This is a genomic window from Alicyclobacillus dauci (assembly GCF_026651605.1).
GTDB classification, from domain to species: Bacteria; Bacillota; Bacilli; order Alicyclobacillales; family Alicyclobacillaceae; genus Alicyclobacillus; species Alicyclobacillus dauci.
Map to the genome: position 1 here is coordinate 1,646,282 of NZ_CP104064.1, position 17,301 is coordinate 1,663,582.

At 51.9% G+C, this 17,301-nt stretch carries 17 protein-coding genes; 13 read left to right on the forward strand and 4 right to left on the reverse strand.

The annotated features are described in order from the left end of the window. Nucleotides 1-65 precede the first annotated feature (65 nt). From NZD86_RS08200 to NZD86_RS08210, 3 genes are all read left to right on the forward strand, one after another. Nucleotides 66-632, forward strand: a complete 567-nt coding sequence (locus tag NZD86_RS08200) for a GNAT family N-acetyltransferase (RefSeq protein ID WP_268046024.1) — start codon at nt 66-68, stop codon at nt 630-632. Nucleotides 633-728: 96 nt separating this feature from the next. After that, complete coding sequence (locus NZD86_RS08205; protein ID WP_268046025.1) at nt 729-2,024, forward strand: WD40/YVTN/BNR-like repeat-containing protein; 1,296 nt, start codon at nt 729-731, stop codon at nt 2,022-2,024. A 251-nt stretch (nt 2,025-2,275) separates the two neighbouring features. Next, complete coding sequence (locus NZD86_RS08210; protein ID WP_268046026.1) at nt 2,276-2,512, forward strand: hypothetical protein; 237 nt, start codon at nt 2,276-2,278, stop codon at nt 2,510-2,512. 185 nt (nt 2,513-2,697) lie between these two features. On the opposite strand, the gene hemG is transcribed toward NZD86_RS08210, so the two are convergent. From hemG to hemE, 3 genes are read right to left on the reverse strand one after another with little or no spacing between them, the layout of a single operon-like run. Then, on the reverse strand, nt 2,698-4,149 hold the full coding sequence (hemG, locus tag NZD86_RS08215) for a protoporphyrinogen oxidase (protein ID WP_268046027.1): 1,452 nt from the start codon (nt 4,147-4,149) through the stop codon (nt 2,698-2,700). 1 nt (nt 4,150) lies between these two features. Further along, the gene (gene hemH / locus NZD86_RS08220; RefSeq protein WP_268046028.1) at nt 4,151-5,080 is read right to left on the reverse strand and encodes a ferrochelatase; all 930 of its coding nucleotides are present in this window, start codon (nt 5,078-5,080) and stop codon (nt 4,151-4,153) included. 19 nt (nt 5,081-5,099) lie between these two features. Then, nucleotides 5,100-6,137 carry a uroporphyrinogen decarboxylase gene (hemE, locus tag NZD86_RS08225; protein WP_268046029.1) on the reverse strand — a complete coding sequence of 346 codons (1,038 nt, stop codon included), beginning with the start codon at nt 6,135-6,137 and terminating at the stop codon, nt 5,100-5,102. 214 nt (nt 6,138-6,351) lie between these two features. Here hemE and NZD86_RS08230 point away from each other — a divergent pair, with 214 nt between their 5' ends. From NZD86_RS08230 to lepB, 8 genes are all read left to right on the forward strand, one after another. Further along, complete coding sequence (locus NZD86_RS08230; RefSeq protein WP_268046030.1) at nt 6,352-6,795, forward strand: BrxA/BrxB family bacilliredoxin; 444 nt, start codon at nt 6,352-6,354, stop codon at nt 6,793-6,795. A gap of 139 nt (nt 6,796-6,934) precedes the next feature. After that, nucleotides 6,935-7,588 (forward strand): fumarylacetoacetate hydrolase family protein, encoded by a 654-nt coding sequence (locus NZD86_RS08235; protein ID WP_268046031.1) that lies wholly within the window; start codon nt 6,935-6,937, stop codon nt 7,586-7,588. Nucleotides 7,589-7,602: 14 nt separating this feature from the next. After that, the gene (locus tag NZD86_RS08240; protein ID WP_268046032.1) at nt 7,603-8,271 is read left to right on the forward strand and encodes a metal-dependent transcriptional regulator; all 669 of its coding nucleotides are present in this window, start codon (nt 7,603-7,605) and stop codon (nt 8,269-8,271) included. Between the two features lie 68 nt (nt 8,272-8,339). Further along, nucleotides 8,340-9,233, forward strand: coding sequence for a D-alanyl-D-alanine carboxypeptidase family protein (locus tag NZD86_RS08245; RefSeq protein ID WP_268046033.1), 894 nt, complete (start codon nt 8,340-8,342; stop codon nt 9,231-9,233). Next, the gene (locus NZD86_RS08250) at nt 9,230-9,418 is read left to right on the forward strand and encodes a hypothetical protein (RefSeq protein WP_268046034.1); all 189 of its coding nucleotides are present in this window, start codon (nt 9,230-9,232) and stop codon (nt 9,416-9,418) included. Before NZD86_RS08245 ends, NZD86_RS08250 begins: the two co-directional genes overlap by 4 nt. Nucleotides 9,419-9,473: 55 nt before the next feature. Then, nucleotides 9,474-9,698, forward strand: a complete 225-nt coding sequence (locus NZD86_RS08255; protein ID WP_268046035.1) for a TM2 domain-containing protein — start codon at nt 9,474-9,476, stop codon at nt 9,696-9,698. Between the two features lie 100 nt (nt 9,699-9,798). Then, the gene (dusB, locus tag NZD86_RS08260) at nt 9,799-10,785 is read left to right on the forward strand and encodes a tRNA dihydrouridine synthase DusB (RefSeq protein WP_268046037.1); all 987 of its coding nucleotides are present in this window, start codon (nt 9,799-9,801) and stop codon (nt 10,783-10,785) included. Between the two features lie 125 nt (nt 10,786-10,910). After that, nucleotides 10,911-11,453 carry a signal peptidase I gene (gene lepB, locus NZD86_RS08265; protein WP_268046038.1) on the forward strand — a complete coding sequence of 181 codons (543 nt, stop codon included), beginning with the start codon at nt 10,911-10,913 and terminating at the stop codon, nt 11,451-11,453. A gap of 82 nt (nt 11,454-11,535) precedes the next feature. On the opposite strand, the gene NZD86_RS08270 is transcribed toward lepB, so the two are convergent. After that, complete coding sequence (locus NZD86_RS08270) at nt 11,536-12,753, reverse strand: MFS transporter (protein WP_268046039.1); 1,218 nt, start codon at nt 12,751-12,753, stop codon at nt 11,536-11,538. A gap of 138 nt (nt 12,754-12,891) precedes the next feature. On the opposite strand from NZD86_RS08270, the gene NZD86_RS08275 reads away from it, so the two are divergent. Then, a complete protein-coding gene (locus NZD86_RS08275; RefSeq protein ID WP_268046040.1) occupies nt 12,892-14,148 on the forward strand; it encodes a metallophosphoesterase family protein in 1,257 nt (418 codons plus the stop codon). 27 nt (nt 14,149-14,175) lie between these two features. Next, nucleotides 14,176-17,301: an AAA family ATPase gene (locus NZD86_RS08280; protein WP_268046041.1), complete on the forward strand. Its 3,126-nt coding sequence runs from the start codon at nt 14,176-14,178 to the stop codon at nt 17,299-17,301.

The following is a 17,301-nucleotide window of genomic DNA, read 5'->3' on the forward strand; positions in this document are numbered from 1 at the left end:
GCCTTGGATGAACAGGGCCGACGCCGTGTTCTTCCAGGCCAATTTGGAAGGGGGAATGCGAAGTCGTGGGAAACGTAAGGACTATTGCCGTGCCGTCGTATTACAAGCGTTTGGCGAATTACTTTCCGACTCATGAAATGAAGAATTTTCGCCAATTACAGGCCTTGGTTGAAGACGTGCCGTACTATGATCTGATGGAGACATCCGAATATCTTGTTCTCTACGGAGATTTCTCCGATTTCATGTTCATCGATTATCTGTTGGTGAATCGAGATCAGCGTGGAGCAGGGATTGGATCGCGCCTGATGGAACGTCTCAAGGCTCGAAACAAGCCCATTCTGCTAGAGGTCGAACCGACAAATGCGAACGATCCCGATACGTATAAGCGGCGACGCTTTTATGCGCACAATGGCTTCACAGTCGCAAGGGGTGTTCAATATGAGCGCTTTGATGACGATGGTCAGCCTTTTCAAATGGATTTGTTGTACTGGTCTCCGTCGCAACAGATAAACGATGAGCAAGTCATGACAATGATGACCGAGGTTTGTAAAAGGATCCACAACTACAAAGCGGAGTCGTATTATGGGCGTATCCCTGCTGATCCAGATGAAGTTTTGAGTTTGGCAGAGTAACCATATGTTTGGGCGCAGGAGGCATCCTGCGCCTGTTCTTTGTGTATGGAAATCCATCGTACAGAGAAGCTAGATCTGTAGGATGGGGGGCAATACATGCGACTACAGCGTGCATTTGTGTGTATCCTGTCGATTGCGGCTTTAGTGCCCATCTTGGGCTGTGGAACTTGGAAAGCTGAAGCTGGTTCAATCACCGAGAACTCGTCGACGTCATCTTTTGTATCAAACACGATAACATCCTCGCTCGTGGTGGATCATCCCCATTATCCGATCTTCCCAGCATCCACTCATCTGAACGTGTTGGAACATACCAATACGTGGTACAACTTTTCCATTCCGGACGGGGAGAATGGTTATCGCTGGGGATATATGAATGGCCGTTTTACCATGGAGCGTACCAACTCCGGAGGGCGTACCTGGTGCCCAGTAGTGCTGCCGGTCAGTTGGTCACAAGGGCTGATGATGGAAGGAAACGGGCAACTAGAGAATCCAAATGTTCAAGTGGTCAATGGACATACGATTCGCGTTTTCGGCGTGATCGGCAAACGGTTGGAGGTTCTATGCAGTAATGACGGCGGGGACGAGTTTACAAGGAAACGAATACCTTTACCGGTTTCCTCCTTGCGACTTGAAAGTGTGAGCATGCCCAAGGCAGGAACTAAAAGTGCATGGGTTCTCTTGCGCGGAACTGGGAAAATGGCTTCTGTTCATGAACTGCTGCATGTTCAAGAGGAAGGTGGAACCTGTTCTTTGGAGCACCTGGTGCAGGGTACACAGGATGCAGGCTTGCCCGTGAATGCACAGGGAACAGTTCATTTTATGAACACTCATCAAGGGTGGGTTGTGGCGACAACATCTGACGGACAGTTGCATGTCTATATGACGAGTGATGAGGGTGACAGTTGGAGTCACCGAATCATGGAACCACCTCATGGATTGACTGGCTGGAAGGCAGCAAAAGTTTACCCGCCGGCTCTGTGCGGGAAGGAAGCTACTTTCGTCGTTCGGTTCGTTGGCTTGAAACAGGGACGAGCAAGTGTTGAGCCAGTCGTCTACCGAACACGAGATGGTGCAGGACATTTTGATGGACAAGTTGTCTCTATGTTAACGGACGCGGTGTCTAACTATACGGGTAATCCCGTGTGTTTTATTAATCCCAAAGTTGGCTATGCGGTGAGTGGCGGTCATCTTATGCGGACCGCTGATGCCGGATCGAAGTGGGAGAGTGTTCGTTCATTACAACTTGAGAACACGTTGCACCAATACCCGTGCGTTCTCGGTATGGACTTTATATCCACTGAACAGGGATTTATTCTTTTACAGTCACATGACCACGTACACAACATTTTGCTTCGTACGGTCAATCAGGGGTCATCGTGGACGGTCGTTTAAACCAAAATCCCAATATGTGCTGACTTGAGATAATAACATGGTAAGAGAACAGCCCCAAAGGTGTGGTGTGTAGCCCCTTTGGGGCTTTTTGTATATCGCGAGGCCGTTTTAGAGATGTCCTCATCCCAAGCGCTTTCCGCCACTTAGCGTGGACAGTTGTCCATAGGGACAGTCTTCCACGTAGTTTGTCCAGTCACTTTGCTGGATTGCACATAGACTGTACTAAATCCAAGGGAAAGGGGGTTATCACGATGGGATATTACTACAACGGATACTGTGGCGCTGGCTACTATAACTATAGAACCATCGAGATTCTACGTCGGTTGGCACCGGGATCGACAGTCCGTGTATGGTTTGACAACTCTGGGTTCATCACAACGACTTTCCAGTTCATCCGCGACGACGAAGTCGCATTTTCAGGCGGCGGATTCGACGGTGGACTGACTTACGTCAAAGCAAGTGACATTCGTGCTATCCGCATTGGCTAATATGGTCCATCCATTTTGTGAGTGCCCAAAGAGAAAAGGGATGCGGGTTACGTCCGCATCCCTTTTTCATGAATCCACTGTCCATCAATTCTGTGAGTGCCCAACACACACGTCATCGAGTTTGGATTCACCAAAGTGTATGTGAGATTTGTGAAATCGTGACCGCAGGTCGGTCATTCCATCATTCAACTGGCACTTGAATGATTGTCAGATTTCGACCCCGTTAAGTAGGACAAAATACGCTCCGCCGCATCGTTCGCTTGTGCAATGCAATCAGGTAGACCCAGACCGTGGTACCCCGCTCCTGCGATCTCAACGCCAGGCAAAGTGGAATGGATTGCTTGTTCTAGTTGGTCAAGCCGCTCCAAGTGACCAACCAAGTAGTTCGGCATGGCGTTTTCCCAACGTGTCACCTTGTGAAACACGGGCGTGGCCGATATCCCCACGAGATCGTTCACTTCACGAGCAACCATTCGAACCATTTCACCGTCATCTAACTCCAAATACGTTTGTTGGCCGGCTCGACCCACATAGCATCGCAAGACGATGAATTGCTCGTTTGTCGTATGGGGCCATTTGCTGGACACCCAGGTACTCGCTGTAATCGCGCGATTTTCTGCACGTGGGACCAAGAAGCCAGAGGCGTGACGTAAGTCAATGTTTACATGATCAGAAGGGTACCCAACAATCACGGTTGCAGTCGATACGTATGGCACCTGAAAGTCATACGTCGACGCCGGGAGATACGGTTTCAGCAGACTTTTCATGGCGGCCGGAGGTGTACAGATGATCATGGCGTCGGCTTTCGTCACAATCGTTTCATCGCCGTTTTCCACCGTGAGATGATAACCGACGTCTGAGCGTTCGATTTCTGTCACCTCGTGCGACAGCCGGATCGTTGCTTTGTCCGCGAGTTCGTCCGCCAGTCGTTCGATCACGGTCTCCAGCCCACCGCGAACCGTCACAAATGCACTGCGGCCCGTCTTTTTTACAGCCTGCTGATTGAGCATAGCCCGAGACCCGACAACGAGGCTGCGATACTTGAGGGCGAGATCGCGTAACGGTCCCCATGTTGCCTTTAAACTTAAGTCATCGATGCGCCCAGCGTAGATCCCTGCCAGCAACGGTTCGCCCAGATAGGTTACCCATTCGTCCCCGAGTCGAGATCGAAGAAACGTACCGAGTGACATATCCGCACTTAAAGGTGACGGTGGAATAAGTAGGTCAAAGAGGGCTCTGAACTTGCCGGAAGCCGATAACGCCTCATTCGTCATAAATGTCGAAATGTCGGCTGGGATACCCATAAAGGTGCCATGGGGCATAGGAACGAGTCGTCCGTCTCGAACGATGTATGTATTCTTTGCCTCGGGATTTGTTTCAATCAGTTCAGATTCAAGACCGAGTTCACGAATCAGTCCAACACCTGCAGGTTTGCGGGCCAACATTGAATCCGGACCTGCTTCTAAAGTCAGCCCGCCGTCGCGGTACGTCAGGACCTTTCCACCAACGCGATTACTCGCTTCATAAATGGTGACTTCGACAGGGTGCCGAGCGCGACTCGCTTGCTTTAGCAACCGCATTGCGGCAGTCAATCCCGTAATTCCACCGCCAACAATGGCAATCCGCTGAACGTCCATGTTACGCTTCTGCTCCTTGTGATTCACATTTACGAACGGCATCTGCGAGAGCTTGAAGGAACCTTGAGTCATCGTTCATTTGACGTGTCCGAACGAGGTGAAGGCCCAGTTCTTTGGCCAAATCTTGCGCTTCAATATCAATATCGTAAAGGACTTCAAGATGATCCGCGACAAAACCCTGTGAGCAGGATACAACTTCTCGGAACCCATCGCCTTTCAACTCGCGAAGGATATCGAGAATGTCAGGACCTAGCCACGGTTCGCCCGTTTGACCAGCACTTTGCCAACCAAACATGTAGTGCTGCAGGTTGAGGCGATCCGCGACGGCTTCACCGGATTGGTGCAACTGATCAACGTACGGGTCATTCATCGTCAGAATTCGCTCAGGTAAGCTATGCGCCGAAAAAACAACCATCGCTTCCGGAGGATTTTCGCACTCTGCGAGCGCATGCTCCACGCGGTGGGTGAGCACGTCTAAAAATGCGGGTTCCATATGCCAACTGTCAACGAACCGGAATTTGGGGCCGCCGAGTTCTTTCGCGGCTTCACGGGCTGCCTTCTGGTAACCGCCAATACTCATCGCGGAGTAGTGGGGAGCGAGGACAATGCCGACGGCCTCTTCGATTCCCTCTGCGACCATTTCCTTGACCGCGTCTTCGATGAATGGTGACGTGTGTTTCATGCCAAGGAACAAGCTTACGGGACGTCCTCCGTCGCGGTTTAAAATGTCAGCTATTCCTCGGGCCTGCGCCTCGGTGATGGCAGCAAGTGGAGAGACGCCGCCTATGGCTTGGTAGCGGCCGACGAGATCGGCAAGCTGTTCTTCAGACGGTGCACGACCACGCCGAATATGTGTGTAGTATGGCAGGACTTCGTCTAGGTTTCGCGGGGTTCCGTAAGCCATGACGAGAAGACCCAGTGGTTTAGTCATAACGTAGCCTCCTTTGTCCTCACCTTGATGAGGAACCCGGTGTAAAGGCATGAACGGTGTTGACCAGTTCACGCAGGACTTCGATATCCGTTGTTGGCTTGACGCCGTGGCCCAAATTAAAGACAAAGCCGGGTGCTTCCGTTCCCTGTAGGAGAATTTCATGTGCCCGTTTTTCGATCTCGGCTCTTGGCGCGAACAACATAGCGGGATCGAAATTGCCTTGCAGAGCCACATCATGACCGACGCGAGCACGGGCAGTGCGGATGGGAACGCGCCAGTCCACGCCGACAACCGTTGCGCCGGTCGTGGCAAAATCGCTGAGGAGTTCACCTGTGTTGACACCGAAATAGATGAGGGGTACATCCAGGTGCCGCAGCCCGGCAAAAATTCGATCCATGGTCGGTTTGACGTAGGTTCGAAAATCACTTGGGGACAAACTGCCCACCCAGGAATCAAAGACTTGCAACGCCGCGGCGCCAGCGTGTACTTGGGCTGCACCGTACTCGATGATCATGGCAGTAAGCTTGTCCATCAAGTGTCCCCAAAGATCCGGTCGACTCACCATCAGTTGTTTGGTGGCGAGGTAATCACGAGACGGGCCGCCTTCAACCATATAACTGGCAAGTGTAAATGGCCCACCCACAAAGCCAATTAAAGGAACGGTTAATTCCTGTTTCAGCAATCGAATGGTTTGGAGAACATGCGGTAGTGACTCTTCCGGATCGAATGGCTGCAAACGATTCACATCACATTCGTGACGAATTGGCGAGTCGATGACGGGCCCGACGTTCTCTTTGATGACGAAAGGTAGACCCATTGCTCCAACGGGGATCATGATGTCCGAAAACAGGATGGCCGCGTCGACACCCAGTTTAGCGACAGGCATCTTCGTAACTTCCACGCACACCTCGGGATGTTCACATATCTCAACGAGTGTGTAGCGCTTCCGAATTGCACGATAATCCACGTCGTAACGTCCTGCTTGACGCATGAACCAAACTGGTACCCGTTCCGTCTGTTGGCGCCGGCAAGCGCGCAAAAAGGTATCATTAAACAATGTAATAACTCCGTTTCACTGTTGACTCGTAAGTCTCACGAGCCAAAGTTCTAATCTTCCTCTCCTGTTATACCGACCAAATGGCACGTATGCAAACAACTTGACCATATAATTCGTGCTTATATACCAAGACGTTCGCCAAACTGTCATTTGATCACAACAAGGCGTATAATGAAAATGGAAATATGAAAGAGGTAAAAAGGAGGTCCTGCTCGTGAGTTTGGAACTGGATTTTTATCAGATGATGATTCAACCAATGCGTGATGAGTTGACGCAAGTTGGATTTCGCGAACTCCGGTCTGCCGAGGAAGTGGACGAGATCATGGCCGATAAGGCAGGGACAACGTTGTTTGTTGTCAACTCTGTCTGTGGGTGCGCTGGCGGTATTGCTCGTCCGGGCGTGGCTATGGCGCTTGAGAACGATAAATTGCCGGATCGTTTGGTGACGGTTTTCGCCGGTCAAGATAAAGAAGCAACGGAGCGTGCGCGTTCCTTCTTCACCAGCATGCCACCATCGTCTCCGTCTATGTTCTTATTTAAGGACGGATCGCTCGTCGGCGTTTTGCATCGCAGCGACATTGAAGGATCCTCTGCCCAAGCCGTTGCAGGTAAGCTGAAGGCACTGTTCGATGAATACTGCACCGCAAAAGTCAACTAACGAGATCAATCAGTACGTGACGAGCCGGATCATGTCCGGCTCGTTTTATTTTGTCTATCACGGCTTCTTTTCCGTCTCTGTGATAAAATAGCAAATAGATTATGACGAGGAGACGGTGCGCTTGGCTCAATTTAGACACATGAAATCTGCCTCATCAGTTAAAACGGATATTCGGAATATTTTCTGTGTTGGAAGAAACTACCGCGATCACGCCACGGAACTCGGTAATGCCGTTCCCACCGAGCCAATGATTTTTGGGAAGTTTACTCATGCCTTGGAGGAGGCCCGCGGTACGGTGGAGTTGCCATCCGAGCGCGGAGAGATCCATCATGAGTTAGAAATTGTGCTTTATATAGCGAAACAAGTGACGTTGGAATCGACAGCGAGGGATGTCGTCGGGGCAATCGCCCTCGGACTGGACTTGACGGACAGATCTGCGCAGTCACGACTGAAGGAGAAAGGCCACCCGTGGGAGTTTGCCAAAAGCTTTGTCGGATCCGCCGTCATCACTGACTTTTACGCGTTTGACGACTTCTCACAAGTGGAACAAGCGAAGTTCCGCCTGGAGATCAACGGTAAATCCGTACAAGAGGGTGTCCCGACGGATATGGTGTTCGACTTTACAACATTGATTCGATACACGCATAAACATTTTGGTCTGAATCAAGGTGATATTCTCTTTACGGGCACGCCTGCAGGCGTCGGGCCCTTGCGTGATGGGGATACTTGTATTCTTCGCTTAAATGATACGGTCGTGGGTGAATTTCACGTCACTCAATCGACGAATGGCTGAAAGGGGCAACCCGCATGTCTCGCCCTAGCGGTATGGATGCATACTTAGAGGCAATTTATGTATTGAATGCAGAAGGCGAGCAGGTGCTTGCTTCAAAAGTAGCAGATTATTTAAACGTGTCTCGGCCAACTGTTTCTCAGACGCTGCAGAGAATGAACCAGGCGGGCTACGTGACGTCGGGCGACAGCAAAGAGATTATCCTGACTGACGAAGGGATCTCCCGTGCCGAAGACATCGTTCGCAGGCATCGCTTGCTCGAGCGGTGGCTAACCGACCAGCTAGGCCTTGATTGGGCGGACGCCCATGTCGAAGCTGGACGCTTGGAGAACAGTGTCTCACCGCTTGTCGAGTCGAGGTTGGAGGAGTTGCTCGGCCATCCCACCACCTGCCCACACGGGAACGTGATCCCGGGCAGTGGGTATAAACAGCCAGAAGGCGTTCCACTGTCGGAGGCAAAACCGGATCAGACTGTGGAAGTCATTCGCATTGTTGAAGTTGCGGAAGAAGACTTGGACTTGCTTCGCTTTCTCTATCGCAACGGATTCGTTCCTGGGGAAAAGCTCCGGCTGGAGGCCCAAAACCCATATGAAGCCGGCGTTCCCGTTCACGTTCGGGGAGAAAGCATCTCGCTCGATGCCGCAGTTGCCGCTAGAATCCTCGTCAGGCCCGCGGAAGCGCAATGAAAGGCATAATTCAAGCCAAAACTGCCCACCTTAACCGCTGACAGAGGCGGAAAGAGGTGGGTTTTTGCATGAGAAGGATGAAGTGTCGCCCGCTGTGGCGGGTTCAAATTGGACTTGTGTTTGCTGCATTTTTATTGTCCATAGGTATTTGTTCCGAACGGGTAGAGACAGTCCGTGCAGCGTCATCTGGACCGTATGTGAACGCAAAAGCGGCGATTGTCTATGACGCAACGACACGAAAAGTACTGTATGACAAGCAAGCGGATACCCCGATGTATCCCGCGAGCACGACGAAATTGATGACGGCCATTTTGCTCGTTCAGCATCTTGACCCAGATGCCCCCATCTACATAGGTACCGAGGCTGCTCACCAACCCAAAGTTCGCCTGGGCGTTAAACCGGGAACGACGATTGCCGCGGATGACGCACTCAGAGCACTCTTAATGAAGAGTGCGAATGACGTGGCGTTCGGCATCGCGCAGAGCGTCGGCGGATCCCAAGCCGGCTTCGCACGGATGATGAACGTTGAAGCGAGAATGCTCGGATGTACGCATACTCGATTTGTTACGCCGAACGGCTTACACGCAGATGCGCACACGACGTCGGCTCGAGATATCGCACTCATCCTCGCAGAGGCTGTCAAATACCCGCGAATTGTCGAAGCGATGCAGACGAAATCGCACACGGTGGCGGGAAAGTCCATCAATAACACCAATCGGATTCTCTACAACTCCAGCGCGGCAATTGGAGAGTACATTGGCGGCAAGACCGGTTTTACATCGAAGGCCATGTACTGTTTAGCGACGGCGACGCGTCAACACGGTCACGTCCGAATCAGTGTCGTATTCGGTGCTCCTCGCAAGAGTCTCATGTACCGCGAAACCATTCGTCTTCTCACGTGGTCTAATAAACATTTCCCGGCAGACGATGTCGAGAACAAGCAGGCACCTAGTCACCCGTGATAGGTGTCTCTTTACTTCTTACGAATGATGTACCATTCGCACAGCAGGAGCGGCCCCGCAGCGAGATCGATTTCGCTGTGGGGCCGCTCCACGATCAGATGATGGGTGATTCAGCGGATGCTTCATTGAATGATGGGACAACGCCGTTCTGTACCCGACAACCGTCCGCGCCCGTGACAAGTTGACAAGCAGGTTTGTCATAGGTTGTAGGAAGTACGGGCGAAATGGGGCGATTCCAAAATGCATAAATCCGTTGCGTTAGCCTATGTGCTCTGGTTTTTTCTCGGGTATTTAGGGATTCACCGCATGTATTGCGGACGGGTCGGAAGTGGTGTCGCAATGCTGGCTCTCACCGTGTTTGGGGGTCTCACTGTGGCTATTTTTATCGGACATATCCTGCTCATGATCGTCGGGATCTGGTGGCTCATCGATTTGTTCTTGACTGCAGGTATGGCTGCGGATTGAACGACAGGCGTTGAACAAAAACGAGCTCCCCAGTATAATGAAAGTCATTGTGTTTATGTTGTTCTTATCGATATTCTAGCGACAAGGAGCGTTTTTATAAATGAAAGTGAACATCGCCGGTGTGACGTTGGATAACCCAGTCATCTTGGCGCCAATGGCAGGAGTTTGTAATCCGCCTTTTCGAATTCTGGCAAAAGGGCTCGGCGCCGGAATGGTTTGTGCTGAGATGGTCAGTGATAAAGCGCTCGTCCACGGGAGCGCAAAATCGCAGCGCATGCTGACGATTTTACCTGATGAACACCCTGTCAGCCTACAGTTGATGGGTTATGACAAGGACTCCATGGAGCGAGCTGCAGCGATGGTCGGTGAGACGAACGCAGATCTCATCGATATCAACATGGGGTGTCCTGTCCTGAAAATTTACAAAAACGGATCAGGTGCAGCCCTTGCGCGCGATCCTAAATACGCGGCCGAGATCGTGCGTGCTGTTGTCAGTCATGTGGACAAGCCGGTGACCGTCAAGTTCCGCAAGGGCTGGGATGACGATCACGTGAACGCCGTCGAAGTCGCCCTCGCCGTTCAAGAGGCCGGCGCGCAGGCGGTGGCTGTTCACGGACGCACGGCAAAGCAGTTGTACTCCGGACGGGCGGATTGGGACATCATTCGCCGCGTCAAAGAAGCTGTCAAGATTCCTGTCATCGGCAACGGAGACGTCAGTGAACCGGAGGACGCGAAGCGTCTCATGGAGGAGACAGGCTGCGATGCGGTTATGGTTGGCCGAGCAGCGCTGGGGAATCCATGGATTTTCCGTGAAATCGCCCATTATTTAGAGACCGGGGACAAGCTTGATGCGCCAAGCTTGCAGGAGCGCATCGACGTGACGGTACGTCACATGCACTTGCTTGTTGAACACAAAGGTGAAGTGATTGGCGTCCGCGAAATGCGTAAACACGCGGCTTGGTATATCAAGGGTCTGCCTGGATCTGCGGAAATGCGTACGCTTATCAATCAACAGACGACGATGGCTGGTATGGAGAGCATCCTGCTTGCATACGTCGAACAGATGCTGGGTCGCCAGTCTGCGTAACTTGCCGAGAAGAGGCGCAGGATCGGTGAATTTCGGGGTACGGTTTTTGTCAATCAATTCGTTTGCTTTCCAATTGACGAGCAACTTGTGGTAGATTGTTTGAAGTAAAGGATGTGAACTGTCGCATGGGCCAACAAAAACGTCAAAATTGGCTAACCGGTTGGCTGCTGCCGATCGTGATCGGTGTAGCAATCGCATTGTGTATACGCCAATGGGTGGTCAGTGCGGCATATGTTCCTTCGGAGTCCATGTACCCGACCATTCCGAACCCGTGTTACATTCTCGTGAACAAACTGGCAACAAACCTGCATGGGGTAAAGCGCGGCGAGGTCGTCGTCTTTCATTTTCCGGATGAGCCAACACAACTGTACGTGAAGCGCGTTGTCGGGTTACCTGGTGACAAAGTGACGGTGACACCGACCTCCGTGTATATCAACGGAAAGCTTCTAGCGGAACCCAACCCGAAGATTTCCAAGGATAATACACGTGGATTTGGAACGTATCAAGTACCTGCGGGACACTATTTCATGATGGGTGACAATCGCCCTGTTTCTGATGACAGTCGATTCTGGACGAATAAGTACGTTTCTCGTTCTGCCATCGTCGGCGAAGCTGACTTCGTTCTTTTCCCATTCAACAAGATCACCCGTATCGCTCAACACTTTTAGACACATTCGAGAGCAACGTTTTTGGATTTGTATAGAAAGCCGACCGGGAACAGTAATCGGTCGGCTTTTTGTGAGCTGTCATTTATTTAATGTCGACACCCTTCGTCTCGTAGCCCAGTGTGGTTACGATGATAAAACCGACGATCATTACCGCAAAGAAAATGCCGAACACCCAGCCGTAACCCAGATGGGCACCAAGCAGCCAGCCCGTGATGAACGGTGCGAGGGTGCTTCCAATGCGACCGAATCCAGCAGCCCAACCCATACCGGTCGCCCTGGCGACAGTCGGAAATTGCTCGACTGTAAAGATATACGTGCCTGCGAAGGCAGCGAGCATGAAATACGACAACAAGAGTCCAAAGATAATTAGCCAAGCCGTCGTCTGGGCAAAGCCGAATCCGAGCGCAGATAGTCCGGATAGGAACATGGCCGTGACGAGTGTCCGTTTACGTCCCCACTTTTCAACGAGCCATGCCGCAGTCAAATAGCCTGGTACTTGCGCGAGCGTCATGACCAGCGAATAGCCAAGACTGTGAACCAAGGAATATCCTTTGTCGGAAAGAACGGACGGAAGCCATAAGAACATTCCATAGTAGACGTAGTTCATAACAAACCAAAGAATCCATGTGACCATGGAACGTCGGGCCAAACCACCGGACCAAACTTGCTTGAGTGCCTTTCCCATCGATGGACGTTTTTGCAAACCCCTGTATTTCGGTGTTTCGGGCAACGCAAATCGCAGGACAATCGTATACAGTGCCGGTATGGCACCGATGAGGAAAACGACTCGCCAACCAGCTGATGGAATAACGAAAAAAGAAACCAATGCTGCAACGAGCGACCCAAATGCCCAAAACATCTCTAGATAGACCACTCGTCGTCCCCTGACGGTCTCGGGCGACGATTCCAGGACGTATGTCGTTGCGACAGGCAACTCACCGCCCAGCCCCAATCCGACAAAGAAGCGCAAGACGAAGAAAATCCCAATTCCGGATGCGAACGCTGACAATCCTGTCGCGATGCTGTATATCAGTAGTGTCCATAGGAAGATGCTGCGACGGCCAAACTTATCCGCTAGTGACCCCGCAAGTGCAGAGCCAACGGCCATCCCGATCATGCTTACACTCGCGACCAGGCCCGTGACCGTATGCGACAAGTGCCACTGCTTTGAGAGGGACACCAGCACGTATGACAAGAGGCCCACGTCGAATGAATCGAACAACAACCCAAAGCCGGACGAGGTCAGAATCCTTGCGGCAGAGATGCTCTTTGAGGACGTGCGAATGCTGTAATCCGACATGACATGCACTCCTTTCGAAATAAATTTCTAACCCGATATATGTGCGCGCCCAAATTTGTGTGACAAAAAAGTGCAAGGAACCAAAGGGTCTTGTGTCGAATTGATGGGAACATGTGTTTTGTATTCGGAGCTGATTTAATGTCTGAATTACGTATCTTGCATACGGCAGATGTCCATCTCGGGACGCCGTTCAAACAGTTATCGGCTCAGTTGCCGGCCGACTTTGCGGGGGCTGTTCGGGCTTCGTCGGAGGGAGCTTTGAAGCGAATCGTCGATTTGGCTATCGAGCGAGCCGTTGACGTGGTCACGATTGCGGGGGATCTGTTTGACGATACAGATGCCCCTGTTTCCGTGCAATACGAAGTATCTCGTCAGTTTCGACGACTGCACGCTGCGGCTATTCGAGTTGTCCTCACTCACGGAAATCACGATCCGGTGGGCCATGACAATCTGTTCCCCTGGCCTGAGAATGTTCACGTCCTTGGCGACGGCGGTGACACGCCAGTCTGCACGAACTTGGTTCTACCGATTCGCGGATGGCGAGTTCAGTTTTCTGGTTTTAGTTATACGGCTAGGGAATTGTATGGTTCTCAATTAAGTCTGTTCAAACGCGAGTCAGATGTGGACGTCGCCATTGCGCTATACCACGGGCAAATCGGTCAGACATCAACAAGGCATGCACCATATGCGGCCGCTTCGGTTGCCGACGTGATCGAACGACGTGACTTTGATGTTTGGGCACTTGGCCACGTCCATCAGCATCAAGTTCTGCACGAGAACGTTCCTCTTGTGGCATATCCGGGCGCACCTCAAGGGCGCGATTCGTCCGAAACAGGTCCGCATGGTGTTCTGCTCATTTCCGTGGACACGACAAGACGGGCAACGTACGAGTTTTTGCCGACGTCAGTTGTTGAGTGGCATCGATTCGATGTGGATGTTACGGAATACACAGATTTGGACGCAGTCTGGCAAGCTGTCCATCGTAGGTTTACTGAACTGGGATCAGTGCAACACGCCCTGGTTCACTTACACTTATTTGGTCAAACTCCGTTGCATCAGGAACTGGCGGACGAAAACACGCATGGCTGGCTGCAACAGGCTATTTTTGATGAAGCGTTCTCAGCATGGATCTTTCGTTTTACCTCGGCATGTGAGCCGGAGGTGGATCTGAGCGTCTGGGAGAATTCGGACGGCTACATAGGCGAACTGCTTGGGTTACTGAACGAACTGGAAGCGGGATCTCATGAGGATATCGATATGATCTTAAGCCAGTTGCCTGCGGGGGAACGGGAATTTGTACAGGAAATCATGCAGTCCCCCTCTGCAAAGGTCTCCATTATGAAACAGTCGCGGCAAATATTGCTGAACATGATGAAACTGCAGAACAACGACTGATAGCTGGTAAAATGGGGGGGTGACGAAATGCGGATTAGGACACTTGAGATACGCGAAATGGGTCCACATCATCAAGCTGAATTTACGTTTGAGACAAGTGGTCTTCATGTTCTATATGGTGCCAACGAGGCTGGAAAAAGCACGCTTCTCGCCGCCATCCGAGGGTCTCTATTTGGAGTGCCCCGTTTGTCGGAGGGGCAACCGCACTTACGTCCCGGAGCACACGCGAAGCTGCTCGTGGAGCAGGAGACGGGTGAACTTGTACAGGTAGAGCGGACGCTGACTCGGCGCCAGGCGCCGCGTTTGACATTCGCCGATGGTACACAGGCAACAGGTCAGAACGAGCTTACCCGAGTGTTTCTCGAACTGCAACAGATCGATCAGGTTTTATTTGAGTCCTTTTTCACCATTCAGCTTGCAGATTTAGTCGCTTTCGTTGACAAGCCCAGTGCACTCGCGAATCAGCTGTTTGGTGTTCGCGCACCGATGGTCAACCCGTATCTTCTGGAAGAATCATTGGAACGTCGCGCACATGAACTGTACAATCCCAACAAACGCGCAACGAAACCAGAACTAAACGCACTCGGGCGTCAGTTGGAAACGCTTAGGAGAGAGCTGTCGAACAGTCACGACAGGGCCGGCTGGTATCGTCAGACATTACATCGCAAAAATGAACTCGAGGCTAGGAAGAGCGAACTGTTCCGTGAGATGAGTGCGCTTGAGCAACGTGATCGATTCTGGAAAATGTGTGCCCAGGTACGCGATACGGTTACGGAGTTTGTGGAAACAGAGGAACAGATGAGAGCGCTTGGCGCCTGTCCCATCGGGACGTGGACCGAGTGGAGCAAAGTTGAAGAACTCCATGACACGGTGTCACTATGGTCACAGGATGTGGAGCAACAACGAGCAACGCTTGACGGCTTGGCAGTTCGTCGCGAGGCCCTCATGGATGCAAAGCCACTGTTGGATGTGCGAAACGACGTCACGCGATTGCTGCAGCGGATCGAGCGCGTTCGGCAAGTACTGTCGGATTGGCGGCAAGCCACGGTGAATCGAGAACAGGCGGAATCTGAGCGGAGAAAATTACGTACCTCGTTTCCAAGTACCTGGTCAACCGGGCAAATTGAACGTGTCGCCAAGATTGGAGCGCTTGACTCTGATTTGATACAGATGGCAAGTAACGTGGATAATCGACAACATGCAGTGCGGGAAGCGTTGCAGAATTGCACAATTGCGCTTGAGTGGGAACGTACTCAGAAAGAAGCGTGCGCACTTGTCGGGAAAGTTGACCATGAGGACCCAGATGGGGCGTGGGCAGCGCTTGGTCGTCGCGAAGCATCTCTACTCCGAAGTCGTGACGACATCCGGACCGATATAGATCGAATGCAAACGTGGCTGGATAGTGAGTCAACACAGGACCGTCCATCTCTTGCCCCCAAGCGATATCCCTTGTTGGGGGCTTCCGCAGGTGCTCTCTTCGTAGGAGCATCAGTAGCAGAGGGGGTCCAACGGAACTGGGTCTTCGCTGCCCTGTTCTTCGTCTGCGCTATCGTCTTTTTCGTCTGGGGTCGAGCAGCGAACAAGCCCCAGGTGCAACAGAAGGGAAATGGGCACATTGGCTTTCCACGGCTTCGTTCCAGTTTGGAACATGTGGATAGCGAAATGGATACAAGCGCGATTGTAGCTCAATTAGAGAGACAGCTTCGGCAAGTTGAGGGTGATCTCGAGTCTGTTGTGCAGTTAAAGTCGGCTGTACCTGGATGGCAGCAGGCCGCGCACCAGCGCCAGTTGCGCGAAGCCGAATGCCGAGCAGCAAAAGAGCTTCTCGCAGGGGAAGAGGTCTTGTACAGATCGGCATTGGAAGCCGCGAGTCTGGGAGATACACTATGGACAAGTACTCAGTTAACCCGGATTTCAGAAGCGGCTCGGGAATATTTGCAATGGCAAAGCGTCGAACAACAAGCTGATAAGCAGGAACGACAACAAAGAGATAACTGGACCCAGTTAACTGGCGAAGTAACATCTCTGTTGGAAGCGCATCGAGAGAGCTTGGACCTCGCTGAGGCGAACCCACTCCTCGGCATCCTTCGACGTCCAATTCGTGACTTAGACGTAGCGTGGGATATATACGGTCAGTTGCACGAACAAGAATTAAGGTGGTCTAACCTGCTTGACACTGCAATTAAGCAATCCATTGAAGCGGCCTCTGTCGAGGAGCGAATTCGCGCTTTACAGGGCGAGATCGAGGCGAGTGAGCGTCGAATTCAGCATGCCAACCAGCAAGTGTTGAGTGTGTTCCGGCAGTTGGGTGTAGAGGACATCGAATCGTACCGGGCTGTCATGAAACGAGAGGATCGCCGTCTATCCTTGCAACGAAAGTTGGATGGGTTGCGGCAGGACCTCATTCTGGCCTGTATGGGTGAACAAAACGCCGCCACAGTTGTCAAGACGGTGAAACAAATGTCTCATATGGCTATCGAGGCGGAGCGAAGACAGGCAGGAGATGCGCTTCTCAAGGCGCAGTCAGATGTTTCAGCCGCTCAGGAACAACTTTGGCAAACGAACCAAGAACTGTTGGATAGCCAAGAGGATGGACGAGGTTCCAAGCTACGCTGGGAATTGGCTCAGGTTGAGGCGAGAGTAGCTTCACTTGAAGAGACATATGCCGCGCTGTCATTGGCCCGTGCACTCAGTCGTACTGCGCGTGCTCGGGTGGAAGCCAAGCATTCGTCGCCAGTTTTGACCCTTGCGGGCGTTTTTCTGCAACGGATGACAGCAGGGCGCTATACCGACGTCCGAATTCCGTTCGGGAGCGAAGGTTTGCAAACTGTTTACGTCATGGATGGCGGTAAAGCGAGCTGGACGTTGGAAAGCTTATCGCGTGGTACGCGCGAGCAAGTGTATCTTTCGCTTCGGCTCGCAGTGATTCGCCACTATCGAGAACAAGGTGTGATTCTCCCTGTCGTCCTGGATGATCCCCTTGTGAATTTTGACGATGACCGAACAGAGCGAGTACTCGACGTTCTGCGAGAGGAAGCTCGGGAACAGCCGATTCTTTATCTTACATGCCATCGTCGGTTTCTAGATCAATTGCCAGTTGGATCGGAAGTTCGAATGATTGTAATGGGTAACGAAAGTGGTGAGCTGGTTTGA